A 22,685-nucleotide genomic window follows, 5' to 3' on the forward strand; every position below is an offset into this window, starting at 1 on the left:
GAAAACTGGTCGGTTTGCAGCGCCGTCAGCCACGCCCGCCAGCGATCGCCCAACCGTTCCCACTCCGCCAGGCTCAGCGAATCTGTCTGGCGCTCCGGATCGAGTCCTGCCGCCGCAATCAGCCGCAGCACCAGCGCCGAACTCAGCCCGCGATAGGCCTTCAGCAAGTTGCGCTTGAGCGGGCCAGGAATCAGCGCCACCCGCTCCTGCCAGCGATCGAGCGGCTCCTCCAGGCTGGGCATCGATTCGGTCAAGCCGGGGGGAAACTCGTAGGGCTGTCCCGTCAGCACTGGGCGCACGCTGGACTGCTGAGCGCTAACCTGATGCGCCACGGTAACGATTTGATTGTCGGCATTCGTTAACACTACGTTGCTGTATTTGCCCATGATCTCCACATAGAGATGCCATAGGGCAGGGTCGCCGGGTCGTCGGGCAAACTGAAAATCCAGCACCCGCTCCCAGGGGGCGATCGCCTCTATCGCAACCAGCGCCAGTCCGCTAAGCTGATGCCGCAGTTGTTGACTAAAGGTGAAGGTGTCGGGGCCTTTGGGCGGCGGCGGGTCGATGCACACTCTGGCCGCTTGCGGATGCCAGGAAAGCGTAAGCCAGCCGCGCCGATCGAGCGTGCGGAGGCAGAGGGCAATCGTGTGGCGATCGCGCTGCACAACCTGCTCCAGCCGAGCCGGGAGCCAGGTCCCTCGCAGTTCAGCGCAGGCCGCCATCAGAGTCGTGTAGTCAACGGGTTGCACAGATTTTTCTGGAGATCTACTTCTTTTCTTTCTATGAAAATCCGCATTCACCGCTTTCCTGAAATCTATTTCTTATACGAAGAAATACTAGATTTTCTTAGAAATGGCGGACTTTCTTAGCATAGTTGGCGGTTTTTTCTCTAACATTCACACTGTTGCAAAAAATCTCACCCAATTGGGTGAAGCAAGGCAAGTCAAGGTACATGCTACACAGAAATCATGGGTAAGTCCTAAGTTACAAAATTACGAAAAATCAGCCCTGGATTTGGCTTTAACAAATTGAAAATATGTACGTAAAACATCCTATTATTGGTCAGAATGATTACCATTAATTTTGAATCTGGGGTGGCAACTGTAACTTCTAGAACTAGGCACTTTGAGGATTCCTACCGAGTGCATCACTAACCCAAGAACTATTTGAAAGTCACTAGACGTATTGCTCTCTGGGAGGCGGCCAAGGTGCCGCCCGCTTTGGGGTGATATCCAGATTTCACGCATCAGTTCTGCCCACTTTCTACTCCGCATGGATTCGTATGGACATCCGGCTCATCAATATCGGCTTCGGGAATATCGTGTCTGCAAATCGGGTGATTGCCATTGTCAGCCCCGAGTCAGCCCCCATCAAGCGTATCATCAGCGATGCCCGCGATCGCGGACAGTTAATTGATGCCACCTATGGTCGTCGCACTCGTGCTGTCATTGTGACTGATTCTGGACATGTGGTGTTGTCAGCGATTCAGCCTGAAACAGTCGCCAACCGCTTCATGGTGAGCAAAGACAACAGTGATGACTAGCCCTACCTCCGAACAGACGCAGCGCAAGAGGCGGCTGATATCAAGACTGATCAGATCTTCAACTGCATGTAGAATGAAGATCCTAAAGATTTTGGTTGCAGTTGTTACATGCAAGAGCGTTGGTCAAGTGGCAGGCTAATTGTCCTAACTGGGCCGAGCGGGGTTGGCAAGGGCACGCTCTTGAAAGCCTTGATGACACGGCATCCTGAGCTTTATCTCTCGATTTCAGCGACGACTCGTGCGCCGCGTCCCGGAGAGGTTGATGGCCAGCACTACTTTTTTCTGAGTCGTGCCGAGTTTCAGGCGCTAGTTGACCAGGGGGAACTGCTGGAGTGGGCTGAGTTTGCAGGCAACTGCTACGGCACGCCCCGTCGTCCTGTGGAGGCCGCAGTTCAGGAGGGGAAGTGGGTCATTTTAGAAATTGAGCTAGAAGGGGCACGGCAAATTCGGGACACCTTCCCGGAGGCGCTGCGGATTTTTGTGCTGCCGCCTTCGCTGCATGAGCTAGAGCATCGCTTGAGGGGTCGGGGGCAAGATTCGGAAGAGGCGATCGCCCGTCGGCTAGAGCGGGCCCGCGCCGAAATCAATGCGGCTGACGAGTTTGATGTGCAGGTCGTCAACGATGATCTGGGTCTAGCCCTAGACCGCATTGAGCGAATTCTATTCCCAACCGCAGATACCCTGCCAGATCCAGCGATCGCCCTCAGCGAAAAGGTCAAAACGCCTTGAGGACTGGCGATCAGCGGCTCCATCTTCTAAAGCAAACCAGGGATTCTAGACAGGCTGCGATTCTTCTGAAGGGCTTTGCACTGGAGCATCTTTGCCCGCGCTGTGGTTGTGGCTCACAGGAGCAGCCGCAATGGACTCCTCAGCATGAGAGCCTGCGCTAGCATCTGCATTGAGGCGTAGCGCGTTTGCCATCATCTCAATCTGCTTTTTTTCGCGCTTTAGATTTTCCTCCAACTCCTGGATCTGATCCCGCCAGGCCTCAACTTCTAGCGCCCGCCGTCCAATCTCTTGCTCTTTCATGGTGTAAGATTGCCGCCACTGCTCGGCTCTCTGCGCTTCTTCGTGGAGCAGCGCGGGTGAAACCCCGGCGGTCAGATAATCCTGCACAATTTCCAAAACCCAATCTTTTGCATCCTGCACCTGCTTGATCTTCATCGAGCTGCTTAGCTCCACGAGAACCAACATGCCTGTTGCATAACGTTCGGATGCTTCGGCCCACACAATATCTCCGGACTCACACACTGCCCATACGTAGTCAGCACGCTTTTGGGCAAGCAACTTCAGTCCCGCCTTCCCTTCAGAATCTCGCGTTGTCACCTGAGCCAGGTAGAGCATCAGAATCGAGCCGTGATTGAGAAGATTTGTGAATCCTTAAGAGTTAAGTATACCGCTGGCCCTGCTCAGAGTCTAAGGCGATCGCAGCCGAATTGCATGAAGATTCTGAACTGTCACAGTACATAGTGTCAAAGACTACAAAGACTATCAACTATCTATCCACTACAAAGACTATCAATCAATGGATATGAGGCAATGGATAGTACATCCAGATAGTACATCCAGCAAGTTGCATAGCAAAGCCAACATCACCCCTAGATACAAAGCCACAGGCAGCCTATCAGGACTCTAGCCTAAAGTCGGGAGAGTCCTAAAGTCGGGAGAGGCGATCGCGCAGAATAGCAGCCTGTGTTTCCGCCTCTGCCAAAGCATCCCGCACACCCTGAACCACCTCTGCCGGAGCGCGATCGACAAAGTTGGCATTGCTCAAGCGCGATCGCAGGCTTTCAGCTTCTGCCGTGGTCTTGGCCAGATCCTTCTCCAGCTTAGCTCGCAGGGCAGCAACGTCCACCACACCCGCCAGCGGCACCGACACCTGCACCGTCCGCACCACGCCCACCATCGCCTGCGGCGTTCCCCCAGGCGGAGTCGGCACTTCCTGCACCTGGGGCACAGGCACAGGCTTTGTCGATTGCGGCGACGGAATTTTGGGCATCGTCGGCGTAGCATCAGAAGGCGACGCTTCGCCCAGAATATCCGTCACCACTCGATTAACCAACTCCCCAAACTCACGGCGCTTCTGAGAAGTCGAGAGATAGCGGATGGCAAACCAGATCGTGTATCCAAAGCCCAGCAGTTTCAGCAGCGGCGTGACCAAAATCAGCCCATTCAGCGAATGCACCGTCGCCAGCAGCGTCCGCGACACCAGCACCAGCGCCACCACCAGCCCCAGCGTTACAATCAGCTTGCGATAGCGCTCCAGAGAGCCAAAGTTCACACCTTCGACCGCTTTGTAGGCCGCTTCGGCGGCTTCTTGAGCCAGATGCAGTGCCTCTGCCTCAAACTCGTTGGGTGCAGGCAGCGAGGGCGGAGTCGGCACGGACACGGGTTCTGGAATAGACAGGCTCTCAATCTTTGCCAAATCTTTAATATAGGTCTGCCCCGCAGTGAGAATGGCTCGTTCCTGGGCGTTGTCCGTTTGCAAGACGGTGCGAATCTTCACACCCGGTTTGATGTCTGCCTCGGCCCGCAGGTTCCGCACCGTGCGAATGGTGTCGAAGATCAGCCCAAACTGATCCTCCAAATTGGAGTTGATGCGCTGAGGATCGGCTACGGGATAGGGCTGGAGCGCCAAAGTTGCCTCTTCGCCCGTTTGCGTCAGCGTGTGCCAAATTTCCTCGGTAACATGCGGCATAAACGGGTGCAGCAGGCGCAGCGTCCCCTCTAGCACCGTGGCCAGGGTTTGCTGAGCCGCACGACGGCGATCGCCCGCGCTGGTATCCTGAAGCCGCGACTTGACTAGCTCAATATACCAGTCGCAAAAGTCTCCCCAGATGAACTCGTACAGCCCCTTCGCCGCTTCGCCCAGGCCAAAATTGTCGATTTGGTGACGGGTCTGCTGAATTGTCTGGTGATAGCGGGAGAGAATCCAGCGATCGCTCATCTCCAGCCCTTCTGATCCCGGTTCCCCCAGTTGCGCGGGGGTTTGTCCGTCCAGGTTCATCATCACGAACCGAGAGGCATTCCACAGCTTGTTGGTAAAGTTGCGCGAGGCCTCCACTGAGGGCGATTCGTCGGTCTTGCGGTTATATTCCAGGCGAATGTCTTGCCCCGCACCCACAACCTCTTTGACCAGCGTGTAGCGCAGCGCGTCGGTGCCGTACTTGTTAATGAGCAGCAGCGGGTCGATGCCGTTGTTGGCCGACTTCGACATTTTCTTGTTGTTTTCGTCCCGCACCAGCCCGTGAATGTAGACATACTGGAACGGCATTTTGCCCGTAAAGTGCTGCGCCATCATGGTCATGCGGGCGACCCAGAAGAAGATAATGTCGAACCCTGTGACGAGCGTTGTCGTGGGATAGTAGGTCGCCAAGTCAGTTGTCTGATCCGGCCAGCCCATCGTAGAAAAGGGCCAGAGTCCCGAAGAGAACCAAGTGTCGAGTACGTCGGGATCTTGCTGAATCTGCACGCTATCGCCGTAGCGGGCCAACAGGTGCGATCGCGCTTCATCTTCCGACATCGCCACCACAAAGGGCGTATCGTCCGTAATCTCGCCGCCCGTCTCGCTAACAGCGTAGTAAGCAGGAATCTGATGCCCCCACCAAAGCTGCCGCGAGATGCACCAGTCGCGCAGGCTCACCAGCCAGTCGCGATAGACTTTCTTCCAGCGTTCGGGGATAAATTCCGGTTCGTTGTAGTTATCCAAGCGATCCAGCGCTGCATCGGCCAGGGGGCGAATTTTCACAAACCACTGGGTCGAAAGCAGCGGCTCGATGGGCACTTTGCCGCGATCGCTATAGGGCACAGTGGTCTTGTAGTCCTCAACCTTGACCAGAAAACCCTCATCCTGGAGCCGCTGCACCACCTGCTTGCGGGCCTCGAAGCGGTCGAGTCCCTGGAATGGCCCGGCAACTTCGTTCATCGTGCCGTCTTTGTTCATCACGTTGATGAACGGCAGGTTGTGGCGCTTGCCCATTTCAAAGTCGTCGGGGTCGTGGGCAGGCGTAATCTTCACCGCACCTGTGCCAAAGCTGGCATCCACGTAGTCGTCGGCAATGATGGGAATTTCGCGTCCGGTAATGGGCAGGCGAATCGTCTTGCCAAGGAGATGCTGATAGCGCGTGTCTCCTGGATTCACCGCCACCGCCGTATCACCCAGCATCGTCTCCGGGCGCGTCGTCGCCACTTCGACAAAGCCAGACCCATCCGTCAGCGGATAGCGGAAGTGCCAGAGGTGGCCGTTCACCTCCTGGTTTTCCACCTCCAGATCCGACACCGCAGACTGGCTGGCGGGGCACCAGTTCACCATATACTGCCCGCGATAGATCAAGCCCTCGTCATAAAGCTGCTTGAAGGAATGCAGCACCGCCCTAGACAGCCCCTCATCCATCGTGAAGCGCTCGCGGCTCCAGTCTACCGACAGCCCCAGGCGACGAAGCTGACCGACGATGGTGCCGCCGGATTCTTCTTTCCATTCCCAGGCGCGTTTGAGGAATGCCTCGCGCCCCACATCGTAGCGAGTTTTGCCCTGCTGCCGCAGTTCCTTTTCCAAAAGCGTTTGCACGGCGATGCTGGCGTGGTCGGTGCCGGGGAGCCAGAGCGTGTTGCGGCCGATCATGCGGTGATAGCGCACCAGAACATCGATCAGCGCGTGTTCAAACGCATGGCCCATATGCAGGCTGCCCGTCACGTTGGGCGGCGGAATCACAATGCAATACGGCTCGCCCGGAGCGTTGGGGTCTGCTTTGAAAACTTGCCGCTCTTCCCAATATCGTTGCCATTTGGGTTCGGCGATCGCAGCGTCGTATTGGCTGGGCAAGTTGGGGATAGTCGCAGTCATGACTGGCGCAGAATTTGGCTGGATTACTCCTTACCACGTTACAAGAATTTTGCAGTTAGATGTCAGAGTTTGGGGATGGGCGTGAAGGGTTAGACACGTCTCCAACTCTGCGGGAGGCTGGATGCAAATCGAGTCTGCGTGTACACTGCATACAGGGCACATGGTTTAGACGACCCTGAGGTCTATGTCATTGCCATGCTAAAGGCTGCCTAAACTTGCAATCTTTAAGCGTCTTCTTCCGCTGTCCTTGCTCAATCAGGGTAGTTTTGAGTAGGGCTGCTGTAAGCTGCATCTGGGCGAAGTAGCCTAAACCCTGAACTTAATTCAACATTCGACTATTGACTCATTACTTATTTACTGATTTAACGCGAAGGATCTTCTCGTTTTGACCCTCTCTTCCCTTTCGGTTCAACGTAGTAAATCCCTCTACGAGCAGACCTACGAGGCGCTGCGGGCCAGCATTTTGTCTGGAGATCTGGCTCCTGGACAGCGGCTAGTAGAAACGCAGCTTGCCGAGCGACTCCAGGTCAGCCGCACGCCGATTCGCGAGGCGATGCGTCAGCTTCAGCGGGACACGCTGGTCACGGCCGACAGCAGTGGTGGGCTGCGGGTGGCCTCGCTGTCGGTCGAAGACGTAATTCAGCTTTATGACTGTCGGCTGGCGCTGGAGCAGTTTGCTGTCCAGGGAGCCTGCCAACACGCCACACCAGAGCAAGTGCGATCGCTCGAACAGTTGGTGACCCAGTCCGAAACCCTGAGCAAGTCCCAGACCGAATACAGCCCCGCAATGCTCGATCTGGACTATCGGTTTCATCGGCTGATTGCCGAAAGCTCTGGCAATCGCTGGCTGGTGTCGCTGCTGGATCAGGTGTTTGACAAGATGGCGCTGCTGCGGGTGCAAACGACGCGCCGCAATCCCCGCGTCCTGGAAATTCGGCAGGAGCATCGGCAGATCTTTGAGACGATTCAGACGGGCTGGCGATCGCGCTCTGAGGCCGACATCAGCGCCGCCGTTGCTGCCATTCGGACTCACCTGATCGCCAGCCAAGCCCGCGTGACACAAGAAGTAGAGAACTTGCAGCACGGCGTAGACGGATGAAGTGATAAGGGATAGCACGATAATGCCATGATGAGATGATGTGAGATTTTGCTCTATCCATCCATTGTTCCATCCACGTCCTATCCAACTGCTATGACCGAAGCCACGACTCGCTACGTCTTTATCTGCGGCTCTGCCCTACGCGGCCAGCCCGACCACGGCAACCTGCAATCCGCTACGTTTGTGCGGGAAGCCAAAACTAAGCCCATGTATCGTCTGCATTCGGTGCAAAACGGCTGGCATCCTGGCATTTATCCCGTCGAAGAGGGCGGCATCTCGATTCCGGGCGAAGTGTACGAGATGACGGCCGAACAGTTCGACTACCTGGCTAGCAACGAGCCGCCCAATATGCACCCCAAAGACGTGTACCTGGAAGACGGCAGCGTAGTGACTGCCTTCCTCTACCCCAGAGAACTAGTAGAACAGTACGGCTGGGAAGACGTGTCGCACTACGGCGGCTGGATTGCTTATAAGGCGGCCACCGCATCCGCCAGCAGCTAAGCGGCTCATCGAAACGGGGCGGACACAGGTCAAGACCGTCGGGTGGGCGGCGCGAATAAAGTGCGTGATTCACCCCAAGCTGCGCGATTTTAGGCGTGTGCCTTACACTGGAGTAGTTCTCATTGCCCTACAGCTTCCATCGCTAGAGTCTGGGCAATGTTTTAGGCAATGTTTTAAGCAATGTTTTAAGCAATGTTTTACCAGTGCCCGTTGCACACGCCTAATACAGACACTCATCGCGAGTCACCCATCGCAAGTCACCCATCAAGACGACCATCGGAGAGTTCAACCTATGTCCTGGCGCACATCCTCTGCTGGCCCGCTCGATCGCCTGTTTGCCTGCCTTCCCTACATCCTGCCGATGCTGGAGGCGCTGCCCTTTGGGATGGGGCTGCTGAGAGAGTTTCCGATGCTGCAACCCCTGCTGCTGCCGCTGGCTCCCTTCGCCTTTGCCTATAGTCTGGTAACGGGCATCTTTTCGTTTGGCGGGTTTGGCATTGGTGGATTCCTGGTCTTCCTGGCGCTGTATTTTCTGGTCGTCCGCAACGAAAGCATTTCTCATTTCATCCGGTTCAACACGATGCAATCTATCCTGATTGGCATTGCACTGAGCCTGTTTGCGCTGGTGATCAGTCCAATCTCTGAGGTGCTGCCGCCGCTGTTTGTGCAGAGCCTCTTTACGGCGCTGTTTTTGGGGGCATTTATCCTCTGCATCTATGCGATTGTGCAGTCGGCGCTGGGCCGCTATGCCGAGATTCCGACGATTTCTGATGCGGCAAAAATGCATGTGTACTAGCTTTCCGGACCACCTTGCTGTCAGCGGGCTAGCCTAGATCTGTATTGAAAAGCTGCTAAGCATTGAGGGCAGTTGAGCCAGCGGGGGTCAGGCGATCGCCACCGACTCCTCATTTCTGGCGGCAATCACGTTTTCTAGTGCGCCAATGCCCTCGATTTCCACCCGAATGCGATCGCCCACTTGCACAGGCCCAATCCCTTCCGGCGTGCCCGTCAGCACCACGTCCCCCGGCAGCAGCGTCATTACTTGGCTGATGTAGGACACCAGCACCTCTGGCGCAAAGGTCATTTCGCTAATCAGCGCCGACTGCACAGGCTTGGGGCTATCGTTCAAAAAAGTTTGCAGGCGGGCGCTGGGGTTCAGTTCTCGCACGATCCACGGGCCCAGCGGACAAAAGGTATCAAAGCCTTTGGCGCGAGTCCACTGACCGTCTTTTTTTTGCAAGTCGCGGGCGGTGACATCGTTGGCAATGGTGTAGCCCCAAATCTTGTTCTGGGCAGTTTCGGGGGAGCAATCACAGCAGCGATCGCCAATCACCAGCGCCAGTTCGCCTTCATAGTCCACCCGCTCCGACTGGGGCGGATAGAAAATTGGGTCGCCCATTGCAATCAGCGTCGTTGAGGGCTTGAGAAACAGCAGCGGCTCTTTCGGGGCTTCGGTGCCCATTTCGGCAGCGTGCTTGGCGTAGTTTTTGCCCACGGCGATGATTTTTGACGGCACGCAGGGGGCCAACAGCCGATAGCTATCCGGCTCAATCAGCAGATCGGTCAACTGCCCCTCCAGCCACGGCGGCGCATCCAGCACCTGCACCTGGCGGTTGAGCTGCAAAATGCCGTAGTAGAGCTGACCGGAGGTGGTTTGAACCCGAACGTAGCGTTGCGCCATAGCAAAAACTGAAATCCAGGGAATGAGTGATAGAATTGTATTTCCTTGCTTCTAAGCCAGAATGCCCGATTGAACGAGCGGCCGCAAGGCGTAGACTTACCCATTGTCCGGCAAGACCTGCCTGAACCACTAGGGCGATCGCCAAGGGCATGGGTTTCTTCAAGGGCCGTCGTCCTGACGTTCGTTCGCTCAGCGCATCTGCCTCTAGAGGCCGTCTGTCCACAAGGAGACTCCTTAAACCCATGAATTACGAAACGATGTACATCCTCCGGCCTGACCTGGGGGATGACCAGACCGATGCGGCGATCGCCAAATACCAAACCATCCTGAAAGACCAGGGCGCAACTGACATCGACACCCAGCATCGGGGCAAGCGCCGCCTCGCCTACGACATCGGCAAGCATCGCGAAGGCGTATATATCCAGATGAACTACGTCGCCAGCGGCAATGCAGTCGCCACGATGGAGCGGGCCATGCGCCTCAGCGAAGACGTAATCCGCTATCTCACCATCCGCGTTGAAGAGCCTGCTGCAAAGGAGCCAGCCTAGCGGTTCCACCAGGCTGAATCAACGCGCAAATTTGGCTGTAGATGATCCCTGTGAAGTCCGCTACTTTGCAGGGATTGATGCTTTAAAGCCCTAGAGCAAACCCCTTGAAGCAGGCTAAAAAATACCCGGCCGCCCTGGCTTCCTCTGCGTCAGTTCGGATGCGTCAGTTCGGACTGTCTGAAATCCTGCTCCTTGATTTCTAGCGCTAGGCATCCTCTAGCAACTGCTTCAGCGTTTGTTCGCGATGAATCAACTGCTCTGTGAGCCGATGGAGAACAAATCGGTGAAACGCGGCCGCCAGCGTCGGAGCTTCGTTCTCCATCCGTCCGAGTGCCTGGGCAGATAGCCAGTACAGTGTGCAGGGCTTTTCAGCCACCGCAGAACTGGTGTGGGGTATGCGGGCATAGAGCGATCGCTCTCCTACAATATTCCCCGCGCCCACGGTCTGGAGCCGCTGGGTGGTGCCATCAGCCAGTTCCAAAATGATGCTGATCTGCCCGCTTTCTATGAAAAAAAGTCCATCTGGCGCATCGCCGTGGCGAAATAGCAGGTAGCCAACCTCGCCGGAAATCTCTTCCAAGTAATCCATCAGGGCCGAAGCGTCATCGAGATGGGGAAACCAATTTTGCAACTGGAGCGCCAGCGGCAGCGATCGCTGTCTTCGGAGAGGAATCGTCAGCAGGATCTGATTTTCGCACCATTCTACGCCGCGATCGAGTTCGGCAAAGAGATGACAAACCGAGTCTTCTTCTTCTAAACACCCTCCCTGCCGGAGTTGGCGTTCTAGGGGCGATCGCACCTCTGAAAACACAAGCTGAAACGAGTGCTGAATAGCCATCTGCCGGAGCTTGACAAAGCTCAGGGCTGCGGAAGAATCCATGCCGCTGACCCGGCGAAAATCCAGCACCAAAAACCGCAGCGGCATTAGGTCAGGATCATCTGCGCGTTGGCGCACTTGCGACAGAAATTGGGTAGTGGTGCCAAAGAACAGATATCCCTGGAGCCGCAAAATTTCGATCTGTTTGCCTTCGGCTTGCAGGATTTGCTGAAGCACGGGCGATCGCTGCACGCTGCTGGGATGATCTGCGCCAGAAAGCCGATAGCGCTCTGCCTGAACGCGGCTGTAGTTGACGACAAAGACGACGCAGGCCGCCAAAATGCCCAGGCCAATACCCGGCAAAAAATCGACTGCTGAAATGACTAGAAAAATTCCGAAAACCAGCCCGTATTCCATTCGAGATAGGCGAAACCAGCTTTGATAGAGCCATTCCACTAATAAATCCAGTCCAGCGAGAACCGTCAGCGAGAAGACCACAAATGTCGGCAGGTAAGCCAGCAGATTTCTGGACAGCAGGGCAAGCAGGATGCATCCCGCTGCAACGAGTCCCGCAAGTCGCAAGGTCGCGCCCGATTTTTGATGAATCAGCGTGTTGGCCAGGTCAAGATGCGAGAGCGATCCGCCACCCAGCCCAATGAGCATATTGGCGATGCCGTTGAGCTTCAAGGTTTGGTCAATGTTGGTTTCTTGCTTGAGCGCAAGTTCAATGCCAACCGCCTCAAACATCAGCACCAGCGGCACCAGCAGCACGATGCCGACCAGCGCTCCACTGTGTTGCATTAGGGTCGGCAGATGGATCTGGCTGAAAAAATTTCCCTCGACGTTCTGGATCACAAAGCTATCCCGGAGCGGAGAGAGAAACCAACCGTCGGTGATCGCCACTTCCAGAGGAACGCCCAGCCCCAGCCGAACCCCGTGCGAGAGGGCGATCGCCCCCAACAAACAGAGCGGCAGCACCAAAAAATGGTCGAACCACCGTTCCAACGCCATCAGCACAGCCATCAGCCCCAGCCCTGGCAATAGCTTGAGCAGGATCTCTGACTGAAGGACTTGATGCACCAAATCCATCCCCTCTGCACCGTTGGCAACTAGGCTAAAACCCACCTGCACCACCAGCCAGCCAATCCCTGCCAAAAAGCCACCCAGAACGGGATAGGGAACAAATTGCAAAAATCGGCTCCACCGAAACCGACCAATGCTCCAAAGCGCGAGTCCTGTCAGCACACTGCTCAGACCCACCAGCGCCCACACCGTCGGCAGACTAGAGCCACTGGCTCCTGATTGCGATAGTTCTCGATGGATTGCGCCTGCTGCGACGGACAGAATAGCCGCCGCCTCCACAGACGGGCCCACAACCGCAATCGGGAGCCTGCTGCCCAGCGTCACCACCACCCCCGTCACCGCCGTACTCAAGAGCGCCATCAAAATGCCAACACTCTGCGCCCCAGAGGGCAAGCCCGCCATCAAGATCAGCCCAACGGCGATCGCATCCGTAGTTAGCACCAGCCCCATCAACAGTCCCGCGGTCATCTCAGACACAAGGACTTGCATCGGCATCGTCCTGAGCCGTTCAAGCAGGGGATTCATCAGGTTCCGCCGCAAAAAAAGTAAGTCGGGTTGCAGGGATTATACTCCGCCTGCCCGAAAAACGGGAGAATCTCCAACCGATCCCTGAAATTCTTGCTAGGCTTATTTTGCTGGGCTTAGACTGTGGCCAAAATGCAGGATTGCAAGCCGCTAAACGCCCTGCCCATCTTGTACCCCAATACGCCATGAAGCTGAGTAAAAAGAACCTGGGCGATCGCCTCAATCACGTTTACGATGTCATCATTGTGGGCGGCGGCGCGGGGGGGCTTTCCGCAGCGATTTATCTTCAGCGCTATCGCCTCTCGTGCCTAGTCGTCGAAAAAGGCAGGGGCCGCTCCTTCTGGATGCAGGATTTGCGGAATTATCTGGGGCTACCACCCGACACACCCGGCCGCGACCTGCTGCAACAGGGGCAAGATCACGCACTATCGCTTGGTGCAGACCATCTGCGCGGCTATGTGGAATCGGTCGCAGACGAGGGCGACACCTTTGCGGTGAAAGTGAAAGTCGGCAAGACCGACAGCGTATATCCCGTATTTCGGAGCAAGTATGTCATCGCCGCCAGCGGCATCATCGACCACTTGCCGCATCTGGAAAACATGCAAAACGTGTACGACTACGCAGGCTATAACCTGCACGTTTGCATGATTTGCGACGGCTACGAAATGGCGGACAAACGCTGCGGGCTATTTGTCAACTCCGAAGGCAATATCAACACCGCCTTTGTGCTGAACTGGTTTACCCCCTACATCACCGTGTTTACGCAGGGCTTGTTTGAGGTGAGTGCAGAAATGCGTAAAAAGTTGCGCGATCACGGCTATCCTTTAGTAGAATTGCCGATTAAGCGCTTCCTCGGTCATGATCACGAGATGACGGGTGTTGAGCTAATCGACGGTTCTATGGTTCCGCTGGAAACGGGTCTGGTCGCAATGGGTTCCCACTATTTCAACGAATATCTGCAAGGGTTGAACTTGGAATGGAAGGGCAACAACTTGGTGACTGACGGGATGTGCCGCACGTCTCACCCCCGCATTTTTGCGCTGGGAGATCTAAAAGAGGGAATCAACCAAGTGGCGATCGCCGTTGCAGACGGTGCGCTAGCTGCGACCGCCATCTGGCGCGAAATCCGACGAGCCTCGCCACCCCGCCGCTGGGAAGCCCATTTAGACAAACCCCATTCTGACCCCGATTCCGACACCCTACCCCCTGAGTCCTTCCCCCAACCCATCGAAGCCGCTTCCTAACTCTAGTCTTCAGTCTTCAGCCATTTCACCAATCCCCAAAATCCAAGATCTAAACTCCACCCCCCCTTACCACAATTCACCCTCAGCCCTTTTCCAGTTCCTGCTAGAACCACCGAACCGCCAGTCGGAGTGATATGACTCATTCTTTAACGATCCCAGAACTCCAGGCAGAAGTCGCGCACCTGCGCGAAGAACTCCAGATGCGCGACCAGCTTGTGCAGCAGTTGTCGCAAGAGCTATTTCGACTGGTAAAAGGTCAGTCTAGCCAAGCTCCTTCGGCGGCGCTGTCAGAGCGGCATCAAAACGAGATGCGGGTGCTGAGAGAGCAGCTTCAAGCCGTCGAGCAGCAGGTCGGGTTCTATCAAGAGCAGATCGCCAGCCGCGACACTGAGGTCTATCAACTGCGCCAGTCGGTGCAGGAACTGACCGACCGCTCCCGGATGCTGGAGCAGGTGGTGCAGGAATTGCCCCATATCTATCGTCAGAAATATCTGGAGCGCTTGCAGCCGATCAAGGAAAAGGTGGCCCAGATTCAGCAGGAAAACCGCCGCCTCCACGCCGAGTTGCAGAGCGTCAGCTATCGCCTGGCCGTTCGCACCCGTCGCGTTACGCAGATCGACCTGCCGAGCTTCCCGCGTGCTGGTGCGCCCGTGCCCGTGTCGGTTTCGTCCTATGGCGGTGCCTAAGTGGCTCAGGTCTGGATTGTTGCAGAGTCCAATCCATTTGCAGAGCAGGCGATCGCCCCACTGAAGCAGGCCATCGCCCAGTGCCCCACAGGTTCCACCCCCGATACGGTTCGAGTCGTCGCGCCTGCCGACCTGCCGCCCGTCGTAGCCCCGGAGGATCTCTTCTGCCCGCTGACGCTGGCCCTGCCAGAGGCTCTGGCGTTTCCCGGTGCATCGGTGTTTCGCGCCTGTGCCCAGGTGGACAGCCTGCGCCAGTCGGTGGCAGACCGCTTTGGCGTGAAACCTGGCGATGGTTCGCTCTGGCTGCCCATTGCGCTCACGGCTAAAGGGCCGCTCTACGGCGAGGCGATCGCCCTCGCTGCCCACACCCCAGAACAATATCGCCAGCCCCAGCACCTGAGCGATCGCCAGCGCCAGCCCCTCTATGCCCTTGCCTGTCGCCTGCTGGACTGGCTGAATGCGCCCCCCGCTGTCTACTTATTACAGGTTGCGCTGAGCGACGAGGGCGTGGTGTTTGATCGGCTCTGGCCCTATCCGGCCGTAGGGGCGATCGCCAGCCTATCGGTTCAAACGCCCGATCTGTTTACTGCCCACTGGCTCTGCCTCAGCCACCAGCCCCTCCTCGACCTCAGCATCCCAGGCGAATCGGCAAAAATCTTATAGAACTGATAAGTTTCGCCCTTGCAAAGGGTAAGTATAAATGCCTATACTAAATGTCGTCAGGATAGTTTTCTGACGCAGATCCGCTTAAGAGTTTTGATCCCTGATGCCTTAGCGCTCGACCTGATTTCCTTGAGTGGTGAACTCTTAAAAGTGTATGATCTGTTTCAACATTGGCGAATATCTAGTGTAAAGAGGGCAAGACGCAGTGATTAGAGTAGCAATTAACGGCTTCGGGCGCATTGGGCGGAACTTCATGCGCTGCTGGCTGGGGAGATCCCACAGCGATTTTGAAATCGTTGCCATTAACGATACCTCCGACCCCCGTACTAACGCGCACCTGCTGACCTATGACTCGATGCTAGGCAAGCTAAACGCAGACATCAGCGCCGATGAAAACACCATTACTGCAAACGGCAAGGTCGTTAAGTGCGTCTCTGATCGCAACCCCCTCAACTTGCCCTGGGGTGAATGGGGTATCGATCTCGTCATTGAATCAACGGGTGTTTTCACCAGCCGCGAAGGCGCTTCCAAGCACCTAGAAGCTGGAGCCAAGAAAGTCCTCATCACTGCGCCGGGGAAAAATGACGACGGCACCTTTGTGGTCGGTGTCAATGAAAAAGATTACGACCACAGCAAGCATACGATCATCAGCAACGCAAGCTGCACCACCAACTGCCTTGCGCCTATCGTGAAGGTCATCAATGACAACTTTGGCATCATCAAAGGCACGATGACCACCACCCACAGCTATACAGGCGACCAGCGCTTGCTAGATGCCAGCCACCGGGACGTGCGTCGGGCCCGTGCCGCCGCGCTGAACATCGTCCCCACCAGCACAGGCGCAGCCAAGGCAGTTGCCCTGGTCATTCCTGAAGTTGCGGGCAAGCTGAATGGGATTGCGCTGCGGGTTCCCACGCCCAACGTCTCCGTGGTGGACTTTGTGGTGCAGGTCGAGAAGCAGGTGATTGCGGAACAGGTCAACGAGGCGCTCAAGAATGCGTCTGAGGGCGACCTGAAGGGCATCCTGGGCTACAGTGAGCTAGAACTGGTGTCCTGCGACTATCGCGGCACAGACTTCTCCTCTGTGATCGACTCGAAGCTGACGATGGTGCTGGGCGGCGACATGGTGAAGGTTATCGCCTGGTACGACAATGAGTGGGGCTATAGCCAGCGCGTGGTTGACCTGGCCGAGGTTGTGGCGCAAAAGTGGGCTGCCTGAGTCCTGCCTAAGTGAGCAATCGGCCCTGAGCCTGTCATCTTTAAGCCTGTTATCTCGCTAACGAACTGCTTTTCCCCCTCTGGAAAAGTGCTGTAACTCGGTTGCAGCCTTATGCTAGAGGGGGCTTTTAATGTTGTAAGAGAGTTGTTAAGAGATCAGAAAGTCCAGAACATCACATGGCCGAAAAGCAAGACCAGCAGCATCCCCAGTGGAGCGGCGATCGCCAAATTACCAACGCGCTCCTCTCCGGCGACCCAACGGACTATAACCTCAGCGAACTGGCCCGGCTGCGGATTCGCTACAACGGGTTTCCGGGTGCGAGAGACATTCAGGCCGATTTGGACAAAGTGCTGCAACAGTGGGGGCTGACGGAAGAGGAACTGTTTGAGAAAACGCGACAAATTCACCAGACCAGCCAAATTTATCAAGGGCGCAATAATCAGCGAGAAGATTGGAGCTAGGGGTAATTGGGGATTTTGGATTGGCGTAGGTACTTACGCAGTTGGACGATTTCTCGCGGGCTGCGCCCGCGAGAAATCGTCCAAAACCCAGAAAACTTACGCAAGTGCGTCAGTCCTGTGGCGATTTTGAATTGGCGTTTTTGAATTTTGACTTTTTGAATTTTGACTCTGAGTCCTGGAGGGTTTCTAGCTAATTTACAGCTATTTTTTTACAGCTATCTTTTCTAGGGAGGATTGACAGAACGAGCGTGGAAATTAATCGACCCGATGTGGTGGCGGAAGTGACGGCCGCCTTTGAACGCTACGAGCGGGCCTTGGTGAACAACGACGTGGCGACGCTGGATGAACTGTTCTGGCAAAGTCCTCACACGATTCGCTATGGCGCAACAGAGAATTTATACAGCTATGAGGCGATCGCCGCCTTTCGCGCCAGCCGTCCTACGGGCGACCTCCGCCGCACCCTCAGCAACACCGTCATCACCACCTATGGCAGCGATTTTGCCACCGCCAACACCGAATTTCGTCGCACCAGTTCTGGCAAAACGGGTCGCCAGAGCCAGACCTGGCTCCGAACGCCAGCGGGTTGGCGGGTGGTCTGCGCTCATGTGTCCCTATTAGGGGGTTAAAATATGTAAAGAAATTCTTAAAGCAAGTCTGAAGGGATTGGCAGAATGCGCGTTGCAATCGTTGGGGCAGGATTGGCTGGGCTGGCGGCGGCGGTGGAACTAGTAGACGCGGGCCACGAGGTGTCGATCTACGAAGCCCGGACGTTTGTGGGCGGCAAGGTGGGAAGCTGGATCGACGCAGACGGCAACCATATCGAAATGGGGCTGCACGTCTTTTTCAACAATTACAACAACCTGTTTGCGCTGATGCGAAAGGTGGGCGCGTATGAAGCGCTGCTGCCGAAGGAGCATGTGCATACCTTCGTGAATCGCGGCGGCGAGATTGGCAAGCTGGACTTTCGCTTTTTGCTGGGCGCACCGTTTCACGGGCTGAAGGCATTTTTCACCACGGAGCAACTGACGCTGCTCGACAAGCTGCAAAATGCGATCGCCCTTGGCACTAGCCCCATCGTCCCCGGCTTGGTGAACTACGACCTGGCCATGAAGTGGATTCGCAATCTAGATTCCGTCAGCTTTGCCGACTGGTTTCGCAGCCACGGCGGATCGCAGCACAGCCTGGAGCGCATGTGGGACCCGATCGCCCTCGCCCTCGGCTTTATTAATACTGAGGAAATCTCCGCCCGCTGTATGCTCACCATCTTCATGATGTTTGCGGCAAAGACAGAAGCCTCGCGGCTGAATATGCTGGCGGGTTCCCCTGACGAGTATTTGCATAAGCCGATTTTGAGCTACATCCAGGCGCGCGGCGCGCAGGTGCAGACGCGACGGCAGACGCGACGGATCTTGTTTGAGGAGAAAGAGGGCGAAACGGTGGTCACGGGACTGGCGATCGCCAATGGCGACACCGAAGAAATCGTCACCGCCGACGTGTATCTCGCCGCCTGCGATGTACCTGGCATTCAGCGACTCCTGCCCGCCGAGTGGCGCAAGTATTCAGAATTTGACAATATCTACAAGCTGGAGGCCGTGCCTGTGGTCACGGTTCAACTCCGCTTCGACGGCTGGGTGACAGAGCTGCAAGATGCCGCGCAGCGGACACAGCTAGACCACGCCGCCGGACTCGACAATTTGCTCTACAGCGCCGATGCCGATTTCTCTTGCTTTGCCGACCTCGCCCTCACCAGCCCCAAAGACTACTACCGAGAGGGTCAGGGTTCGCTGATGCAGGTGGTGCTGACCCCCGGCGACCCGTTCATCAAAATGAGCAACGAAGACATCGCCCAGCACGCCCTGAAGCAGCTTCACGACCTCTTCCCGTCTTCCCGTGAGCTAAACATGACCTGGTTTAATGTGGTGAAGCTGGCGCAGTCGCTCTACCGCGAAAATCCGGGCATGGACCCCTACCGCCCACCCCAAAAGACTCCCGTGCCAAACTTCTTCCTAGCGGGCAGCTACACGCAGCAAGACTACATCGACAGTATGGAAGGCGCGACGATCTCCGGGATGCAGGCGGCCGCTGCCATCCTGGAGCAGACGGGCTATAGAGTGCAGGGAGCCGGACTGTTTAAGTATTGACGTTAAGTATTGACGGATCTCAGGAGCAGTCTCAGTCTTGCTATTTCAGCGGACACTCTTCAATAGGGCACCTCGATGAATTGCCTTATTGCAAAAATCAGCCTCGCTATATCAGGCTATTCTCAACAAGAAACCCTGATTTCTCGAGGTGCCCAATATTTATCTCAATATTTATACGGAATTATGTGGGAAGTGAAAGCAACAGCGCGAACTTCTATCAAGGCTTTATAAAGTTCTCTCTAGAGTTTTCATATCTGTTCTCTGCTATTTCTAAAATTGAGATGAGTGTAAATAGATACAGAACATACGCACTTTGAGGGGTCTTTCTAAATTTTGAGTGATTTTTGGGGCAGCTTGTGAAGATCTGTCCAAATATCAAGGTTTCACATGATTTCTTCTATCTTTGATTGACAAAACAAGGTAAAGAATGACGCTCATTTCTGCTAGCAATGGTCAATGGGGATTTCTCAAGGGAAACACGCTTCAGGTGCGTGGAACAGGGCGGACATTTCTGGATATTGCCCAGTCTAAAGACGGCAAGATTTTTGCGGTAACTGGCTCCAGCCTTTATCGACTCAGCCGTTCTGGACAGTCTAGCTTTGTTGGGTCCCTGGGTGTTGGTTCAATGAATGCGCTGGGTTTTGATGCCAAAGGCAACTTATTTGGCGCTGCGGGTCAGGGGTTTTATCGAATTAATCAAGGCACGGGGCGAGCAACTCTCGTTAGACAAATTCCTGGATTTTCGAGCAGTGGGGATATTGCCTTTGATGCATCCCGTAAACAATTTTTTGCGACCAGTCGATCCCTGGGATCATTGTCTGATGTGCTGGTTTCGATTACGCCCAAGGGAAAAGCACGGCGGGTGGGCAATATTGGTTTTCGGGATGTGTACGGGTTGAGATTCGATCGGGGAACTCTGGTTGGCTATACGGTACGCAATCAGGAAATCTCAATTAATTTAGTCTCAGGAGCTGGTCGCTTTCGGCGTATCGTTCGCGTTGGAGGTTCTGCAACTTACGGTGCAGCATAGTATCCTAACGCATAGTCTCTATTACTTTTGATTCAGTGTACTTGCCTTGCCCTGCCTCTACTCTGGCTCACTCACCCACTCAATATCTTACTTTAGGACTTACCCAACTCCCAAAAATAAGATTCCTGGCTGCGATCGCCCTTCTGTTCCTTCTGGTAGGGCCGATCGCCCGGATAGCAAGAACCACCTCCAAAGAACCTGCATATCCATGCCCGACCTCTATTCCTAGAACCTGCGTCCGACGCGATAGAATTCCAGTACTAGGGCAGACGAAGGCTGAATGAGTGCGTGATCATCACGGTTGCCAGTTTCAAGGGAGGCGTGGGGAAAACAACAGCGGCGATTCACCTGGCGGCGTTTTTGCAGACGCAGGGCGAAACGCTGCTAATTGATGCTGATCCGAATCGCTCGGCAACGGGCTGGGCCAAGCGGGGCAGTTTGCCTTATGAGGTGATAGATGAATGGCGATCGCCCCAGCGAGTCCGCAACTTTAGCCATGTGGTGATCGACACGCAGGCAAGACCTGTGCAGCGCGATTTGGAACTGCTGACCGACGGCTGTGACCTGCTCATCTTGCCGACCACGCCCGATGTGCTGGCGATGGATGCACTGGTGCTGACGCTAGAATGCCTGCACACTATCGGCGCAAACCGCTACCGGATCATGCTCAACATCATTCCGCCTAAACCCAGCCGCGATGGTGAAACCGTGCGATCGCTCTTGCAAGAGTCGGGAATGCCGGTGTTTGTGGCGGGCGTGCGGCGGCTGGCGGCGTTTCAAAAAGCAGCGCGGGCCGGCGTTCCGGTCTACGACGTGAAAGATCCCCGCGCGGCCGACGGCTGGCAAGATTACGTTTCAGTTGGTCAGGAAATGCTGGAGGGCTTTGGCGGATGACAATCAGCGCGGGCGACCCAAACTTTGCTGATTCTGACGATTCCAGCCTGAAACGTCGGCTTTGGGAACATTTGCAAGAGATTGCACGAGAGCGCGATCCCTATCTCGCCAGCGAGGGGCATTTCTACGTCCAGCAATATATCCAAGGACACCTGGCGCAATTTGGCTCAGTAGAGATGCAGCCGTTCACCATTCGCGGCCAGACGCATCAGAATATTCTGCTGAAATTACCAGGACAGCAAGCCAATCGCCCGCCGATTGTAATTGGCGCACATTATGACGCAGTGCCGGGATCGCCCGGAGCCGACGACAATGCATCGGGCGTGGCGGTGCTGCTGGAACTGGGGCGATCGCTCTCCACCGCTCCTGCCCGTCATCCCGTCTGGCTGGTCGCCTTTGATCTGGAAGAATTTGGGATGCTGGGCAGTCGCCACTGTGCCGAACAGTTCCACGCCCAGGGGCAACGCCTGCGACTGATGCTGTCGCTAGAAATGCTGGGCTATTGCACCCCGCAGCCCGGTTCGCAACGATATCCCGCTGATTTTTTCTATCGGCTCTATCCCAGCCAGGGCAATTTTCTGGCGCTGGTGGGCAATCCGGCTGTCACCCTGGATATGCAGCGCCTCAGCCGCCGCCTGCGCCAGGTCGGCCAAGTGCCCGCCCACTGGTTTCCCGCGCCCAACCGCGCCAACGCTTTGCCCGACCTGCGCCGCAGCGACCACGCCCCATTTTGGGATTTGGGCTATCCCGCCGTGATGATGACCGACACCGCCGACCAGCGCAATCCCCACTATCATCAGGCGAGCGATCGCCCTGAAACCCTCGACCTCGACTTTCTCACGGGTGTTTGCCAAGGCATCCTGCACGGCATTCGGAAGCTATAGGGCTAATCTTCAATGTCCCGCCTAACTTCCTGCCCCTAGCTCGCGCGATCGCCCAGCCGCCGCTTTGACAGCTTCGATCAGGGCTGAGCGGAGGCCCGCTTGCTCCAGCGCCGCGATGCCTGCGATCGTCGTGCCGCCGGGGCTGGTAACGCGATCCTTCAGTTCGCCAGGGTGGAGTCCCGTTTCTGCCAGCAGTTGAGCCGTGCCGCGCACCGTTTGGATGGCAAGCTGGGTGGCGATCGCCCTCGGCAAACCCGCTGCCACGCCGCCATCGCTCAGCGCCTCGATCATCAGCGCCACATAGCCAGGGCCAGAGCCAGAAAGCCCCGTCACCGCATCCATCAGCGATTCAGGAACTTCCACCACTTCGCCCACCGCCGCGAAAATTTGCCGCGCCTGGACCAGGTGGCTGGGCTGGGTATGGCGACCTGGGGCGATCGCCGTCATCCCTGCGCCCACGGTGGCCGGCGTGTTTGGCATGGCTCGCACAACGGGGCAACTGGGAAAGCCAGCCTCCAGTTTATGCAGCGGAACCCCTGCCAAAATCGACAGCACCAGCATCGACGACGAGGCCGCGGGGAGCGTCTGAACCACGGAGTCAAAGACCTGCGGCTTGATTGCCAGCAGCAATACGTCGGCATGTTGCACTGCGTCGGCATTCTCCGCCGTCACCTGCACGCCATACTCTTCTGCCAAATATTCGCGCCGTGCCGCCGCAGGTTCCCCAACCGTCACCTCATCCGACGCGCACACGCCCTGATCTAGCAGGCGAGACAGCAGCGCCTCTGCCATTACGCCACCACCAATTATTCCCAGCTTCACG

Annotated in this window: 22 protein-coding genes; 16 read left to right on the plus strand and 6 right to left on the minus strand. The window is 56.2% G+C overall.

All coding sequences use genetic code 11. From position 1 onward, the window contains the following. The coding region (locus IGS51_RS03095) for an NFACT family protein (protein WP_297075760.1) at nt 1-749 on the minus strand (749 nt) is incomplete at its 3' end. A 533-nt stretch (nt 750-1,282) separates the two neighbouring features. On the opposite strand from IGS51_RS03095, the gene remA reads away from it, so the two are divergent. Beyond that, nucleotides 1,283-1,543, plus strand: a complete 261-nt coding sequence (gene remA / locus IGS51_RS03100) for an extracellular matrix/biofilm regulator RemA (protein ID WP_068510970.1) — start codon at nt 1,283-1,285, stop codon at nt 1,541-1,543. A gap of 108 nt (nt 1,544-1,651) precedes the next feature. Further along, entirely contained in the window at nt 1,652-2,272 is a 621-nt protein-coding gene (gene gmk, locus IGS51_RS03105; RefSeq protein ID WP_297075764.1) for a guanylate kinase, read from the plus strand. A 45-nt stretch (nt 2,273-2,317) separates the two neighbouring features. Here the strand turns inward: gmk and IGS51_RS03110 are convergent, their stop codons facing one another. Both IGS51_RS03110 and IGS51_RS03115 read right to left on the minus strand, forming a co-directional pair. Beyond that, nucleotides 2,318-2,887: a hypothetical protein gene (locus IGS51_RS03110; protein WP_297075767.1), complete on the minus strand. Its 570-nt coding sequence runs from the start codon at nt 2,885-2,887 to the stop codon at nt 2,318-2,320. Between the two features lie 310 nt (nt 2,888-3,197). Then, nucleotides 3,198-6,386 carry a valine--tRNA ligase gene (locus tag IGS51_RS03115; RefSeq protein WP_297075770.1) on the minus strand — a complete coding sequence of 1,063 codons (3,189 nt, stop codon included), beginning with the start codon at nt 6,384-6,386 and terminating at the stop codon, nt 3,198-3,200. 385 nt (nt 6,387-6,771) lie between these two features. Here IGS51_RS03115 and IGS51_RS03120 point away from each other — a divergent pair, with 385 nt between their 5' ends. The 3 genes from IGS51_RS03120 (at nt 6,772) to IGS51_RS03130 (ending at nt 8,782) form a co-directional block, all read left to right on the plus strand. Further along, a complete protein-coding gene (locus tag IGS51_RS03120) occupies nt 6,772-7,485 on the plus strand; it encodes a GntR family transcriptional regulator (protein ID WP_297075772.1) in 714 nt (237 codons plus the stop codon). A 93-nt stretch (nt 7,486-7,578) separates the two neighbouring features. Next, nucleotides 7,579-7,986: a gamma-glutamylcyclotransferase gene (locus IGS51_RS03125; RefSeq protein ID WP_297075775.1), complete on the plus strand. Its 408-nt coding sequence runs from the start codon at nt 7,579-7,581 to the stop codon at nt 7,984-7,986. Nucleotides 7,987-8,278: 292 nt separating this feature from the next. Beyond that, the gene (locus IGS51_RS03130; protein ID WP_297075777.1) at nt 8,279-8,782 is read left to right on the plus strand and encodes a Tic20 family protein; all 504 of its coding nucleotides are present in this window, start codon (nt 8,279-8,281) and stop codon (nt 8,780-8,782) included. An 87-nt stretch (nt 8,783-8,869) separates the two neighbouring features. On the opposite strand, the gene IGS51_RS03135 is transcribed toward IGS51_RS03130, so the two are convergent. Beyond that, complete coding sequence (locus tag IGS51_RS03135) at nt 8,870-9,667, minus strand: fumarylacetoacetate hydrolase family protein (protein WP_297075779.1); 798 nt, start codon at nt 9,665-9,667, stop codon at nt 8,870-8,872. A gap of 242 nt (nt 9,668-9,909) precedes the next feature. Here IGS51_RS03135 and rpsF point away from each other — a divergent pair, with 242 nt between their 5' ends. Continuing rightward, nucleotides 9,910-10,215 carry a 30S ribosomal protein S6 gene (rpsF, locus tag IGS51_RS03140; RefSeq protein ID WP_216655318.1) on the plus strand — a complete coding sequence of 102 codons (306 nt, stop codon included), beginning with the start codon at nt 9,910-9,912 and terminating at the stop codon, nt 10,213-10,215. 205 nt (nt 10,216-10,420) lie between these two features. Here rpsF and IGS51_RS03145 read toward each other — a convergent pair whose 3' ends face one another. Continuing rightward, nucleotides 10,421-12,583 (minus strand): SulP family inorganic anion transporter, encoded by a 2,163-nt coding sequence (locus IGS51_RS03145; protein WP_297075786.1) that lies wholly within the window; start codon nt 12,581-12,583, stop codon nt 10,421-10,423. Between the two features lie 242 nt (nt 12,584-12,825). On the opposite strand from IGS51_RS03145, the gene IGS51_RS03150 reads away from it, so the two are divergent. The 10 genes from IGS51_RS03150 (at nt 12,826) to IGS51_RS03195 (ending at nt 21,862) form a co-directional block, all read left to right on the plus strand. Continuing rightward, nucleotides 12,826-13,884, plus strand: coding sequence for an NAD(P)/FAD-dependent oxidoreductase (locus tag IGS51_RS03150; protein WP_297075789.1), 1,059 nt, complete (start codon nt 12,826-12,828; stop codon nt 13,882-13,884). A gap of 134 nt (nt 13,885-14,018) precedes the next feature. After that, nucleotides 14,019-14,570, plus strand: a complete 552-nt coding sequence (locus tag IGS51_RS03155; RefSeq protein ID WP_297075791.1) for an Npun_F5560 family protein — start codon at nt 14,019-14,021, stop codon at nt 14,568-14,570. Next, nucleotides 14,571-15,233 carry a hypothetical protein gene (locus tag IGS51_RS03160; protein ID WP_297075792.1) on the plus strand — a complete coding sequence of 221 codons (663 nt, stop codon included), beginning with the start codon at nt 14,571-14,573 and terminating at the stop codon, nt 15,231-15,233. 205 nt (nt 15,234-15,438) lie between these two features. Further along, complete coding sequence (locus IGS51_RS03165; protein WP_277773069.1) at nt 15,439-16,452, plus strand: type I glyceraldehyde-3-phosphate dehydrogenase; 1,014 nt, start codon at nt 15,439-15,441, stop codon at nt 16,450-16,452. 176 nt (nt 16,453-16,628) lie between these two features. Further along, the gene (locus IGS51_RS03170) at nt 16,629-16,913 is read left to right on the plus strand and encodes a DUF3288 family protein (protein WP_297075794.1); all 285 of its coding nucleotides are present in this window, start codon (nt 16,629-16,631) and stop codon (nt 16,911-16,913) included. 248 nt (nt 16,914-17,161) lie between these two features. Next, a complete protein-coding gene (hpxZ, locus tag IGS51_RS03175) occupies nt 17,162-17,539 on the plus strand; it encodes an oxalurate catabolism protein HpxZ (protein WP_297075797.1) in 378 nt (125 codons plus the stop codon). Nucleotides 17,540-17,584: 45 nt separating this feature from the next. Then, nucleotides 17,585-19,054, plus strand: a complete 1,470-nt coding sequence (zds, locus tag IGS51_RS03180; protein WP_297075799.1) for a 9,9'-di-cis-zeta-carotene desaturase — start codon at nt 17,585-17,587, stop codon at nt 19,052-19,054. A 427-nt stretch (nt 19,055-19,481) separates the two neighbouring features. Beyond that, nucleotides 19,482-20,084: a hypothetical protein gene (locus IGS51_RS03185; protein WP_297075802.1), complete on the plus strand. Its 603-nt coding sequence runs from the start codon at nt 19,482-19,484 to the stop codon at nt 20,082-20,084. 288 nt (nt 20,085-20,372) lie between these two features. Then, entirely contained in the window at nt 20,373-20,978 is a 606-nt protein-coding gene (locus tag IGS51_RS03190) for a ParA family protein (RefSeq protein ID WP_297075805.1), read from the plus strand. Then, entirely contained in the window at nt 20,975-21,862 is an 888-nt protein-coding gene (locus IGS51_RS03195; protein ID WP_297075807.1) for a M28 family peptidase, read from the plus strand. The genes IGS51_RS03190 and IGS51_RS03195 overlap by 4 nt, the downstream gene beginning before the upstream one ends. A gap of 21 nt (nt 21,863-21,883) precedes the next feature. Here the strand turns inward: IGS51_RS03195 and proC are convergent, their stop codons facing one another. After that, nucleotides 21,884-22,684, minus strand: a complete 801-nt coding sequence (gene proC, locus IGS51_RS03200; protein WP_297075810.1) for a pyrroline-5-carboxylate reductase — start codon at nt 22,682-22,684, stop codon at nt 21,884-21,886. Between the last annotated feature and the right edge of the window lies 1 nt (nt 22,685).

Source organism: Thermoleptolyngbya sp. M55_K2018_002, from assembly GCF_015295965.1.
GTDB classification, from domain to species: domain Bacteria; phylum Cyanobacteriota; class Cyanobacteriia; order Elainellales; family Elainellaceae; genus Thermoleptolyngbya; species Thermoleptolyngbya sichuanensis.

Bases quoted from the DNA above. Each gene is read 5' to 3' on its own strand.
- remA (WP_068510970.1), top strand. From the start codon at position 1,283: ATGGACATCCGGCTCATCAATATCGGCTTCGGGAATATCGTGTCTGCA.
- gmk (WP_297075764.1), top strand. From the start codon at position 1,652: ATGCAAGAGCGTTGGTCAAGTGGCAGGCTAATTGTCCTAACTGGGCCG.
- IGS51_RS03110 (WP_297075767.1), bottom strand. From the start codon at position 2,887: ATGCTCTACCTGGCTCAGGTGACAACGCGAGATTCTGAAGGGAAGGCG.
- IGS51_RS03115 (WP_297075770.1), bottom strand. From the start codon at position 6,386: ATGACTGCGACTATCCCCAACTTGCCCAGCCAATACGACGCTGCGATC.
- IGS51_RS03125 (WP_297075775.1), top strand. From the start codon at position 7,579: ATGACCGAAGCCACGACTCGCTACGTCTTTATCTGCGGCTCTGCCCTA.
- IGS51_RS03130 (WP_297075777.1), top strand. From the start codon at position 8,279: ATGTCCTGGCGCACATCCTCTGCTGGCCCGCTCGATCGCCTGTTTGCC.
- IGS51_RS03135 (WP_297075779.1), bottom strand. From the start codon at position 9,667: ATGGCGCAACGCTACGTTCGGGTTCAAACCACCTCCGGTCAGCTCTAC.
- rpsF (WP_216655318.1), top strand. From the start codon at position 9,910: ATGAATTACGAAACGATGTACATCCTCCGGCCTGACCTGGGGGATGAC.
- IGS51_RS03145 (WP_297075786.1), bottom strand. From the start codon at position 12,583: ATGACCGCGGGACTGTTGATGGGGCTGGTGCTAACTACGGATGCGATC.
- IGS51_RS03150 (WP_297075789.1), top strand. From the start codon at position 12,826: ATGAAGCTGAGTAAAAAGAACCTGGGCGATCGCCTCAATCACGTTTAC.
- IGS51_RS03155 (WP_297075791.1), top strand. From the start codon at position 14,019: ATGACTCATTCTTTAACGATCCCAGAACTCCAGGCAGAAGTCGCGCAC.
- IGS51_RS03170 (WP_297075794.1), top strand. From the start codon at position 16,629: ATGGCCGAAAAGCAAGACCAGCAGCATCCCCAGTGGAGCGGCGATCGC.
- zds (WP_297075799.1), top strand. From the start codon at position 17,585: ATGCGCGTTGCAATCGTTGGGGCAGGATTGGCTGGGCTGGCGGCGGCG.
- IGS51_RS03185 (WP_297075802.1), top strand. From the start codon at position 19,482: ATGACGCTCATTTCTGCTAGCAATGGTCAATGGGGATTTCTCAAGGGA.
- IGS51_RS03195 (WP_297075807.1), top strand. From the start codon at position 20,975: ATGACAATCAGCGCGGGCGACCCAAACTTTGCTGATTCTGACGATTCC.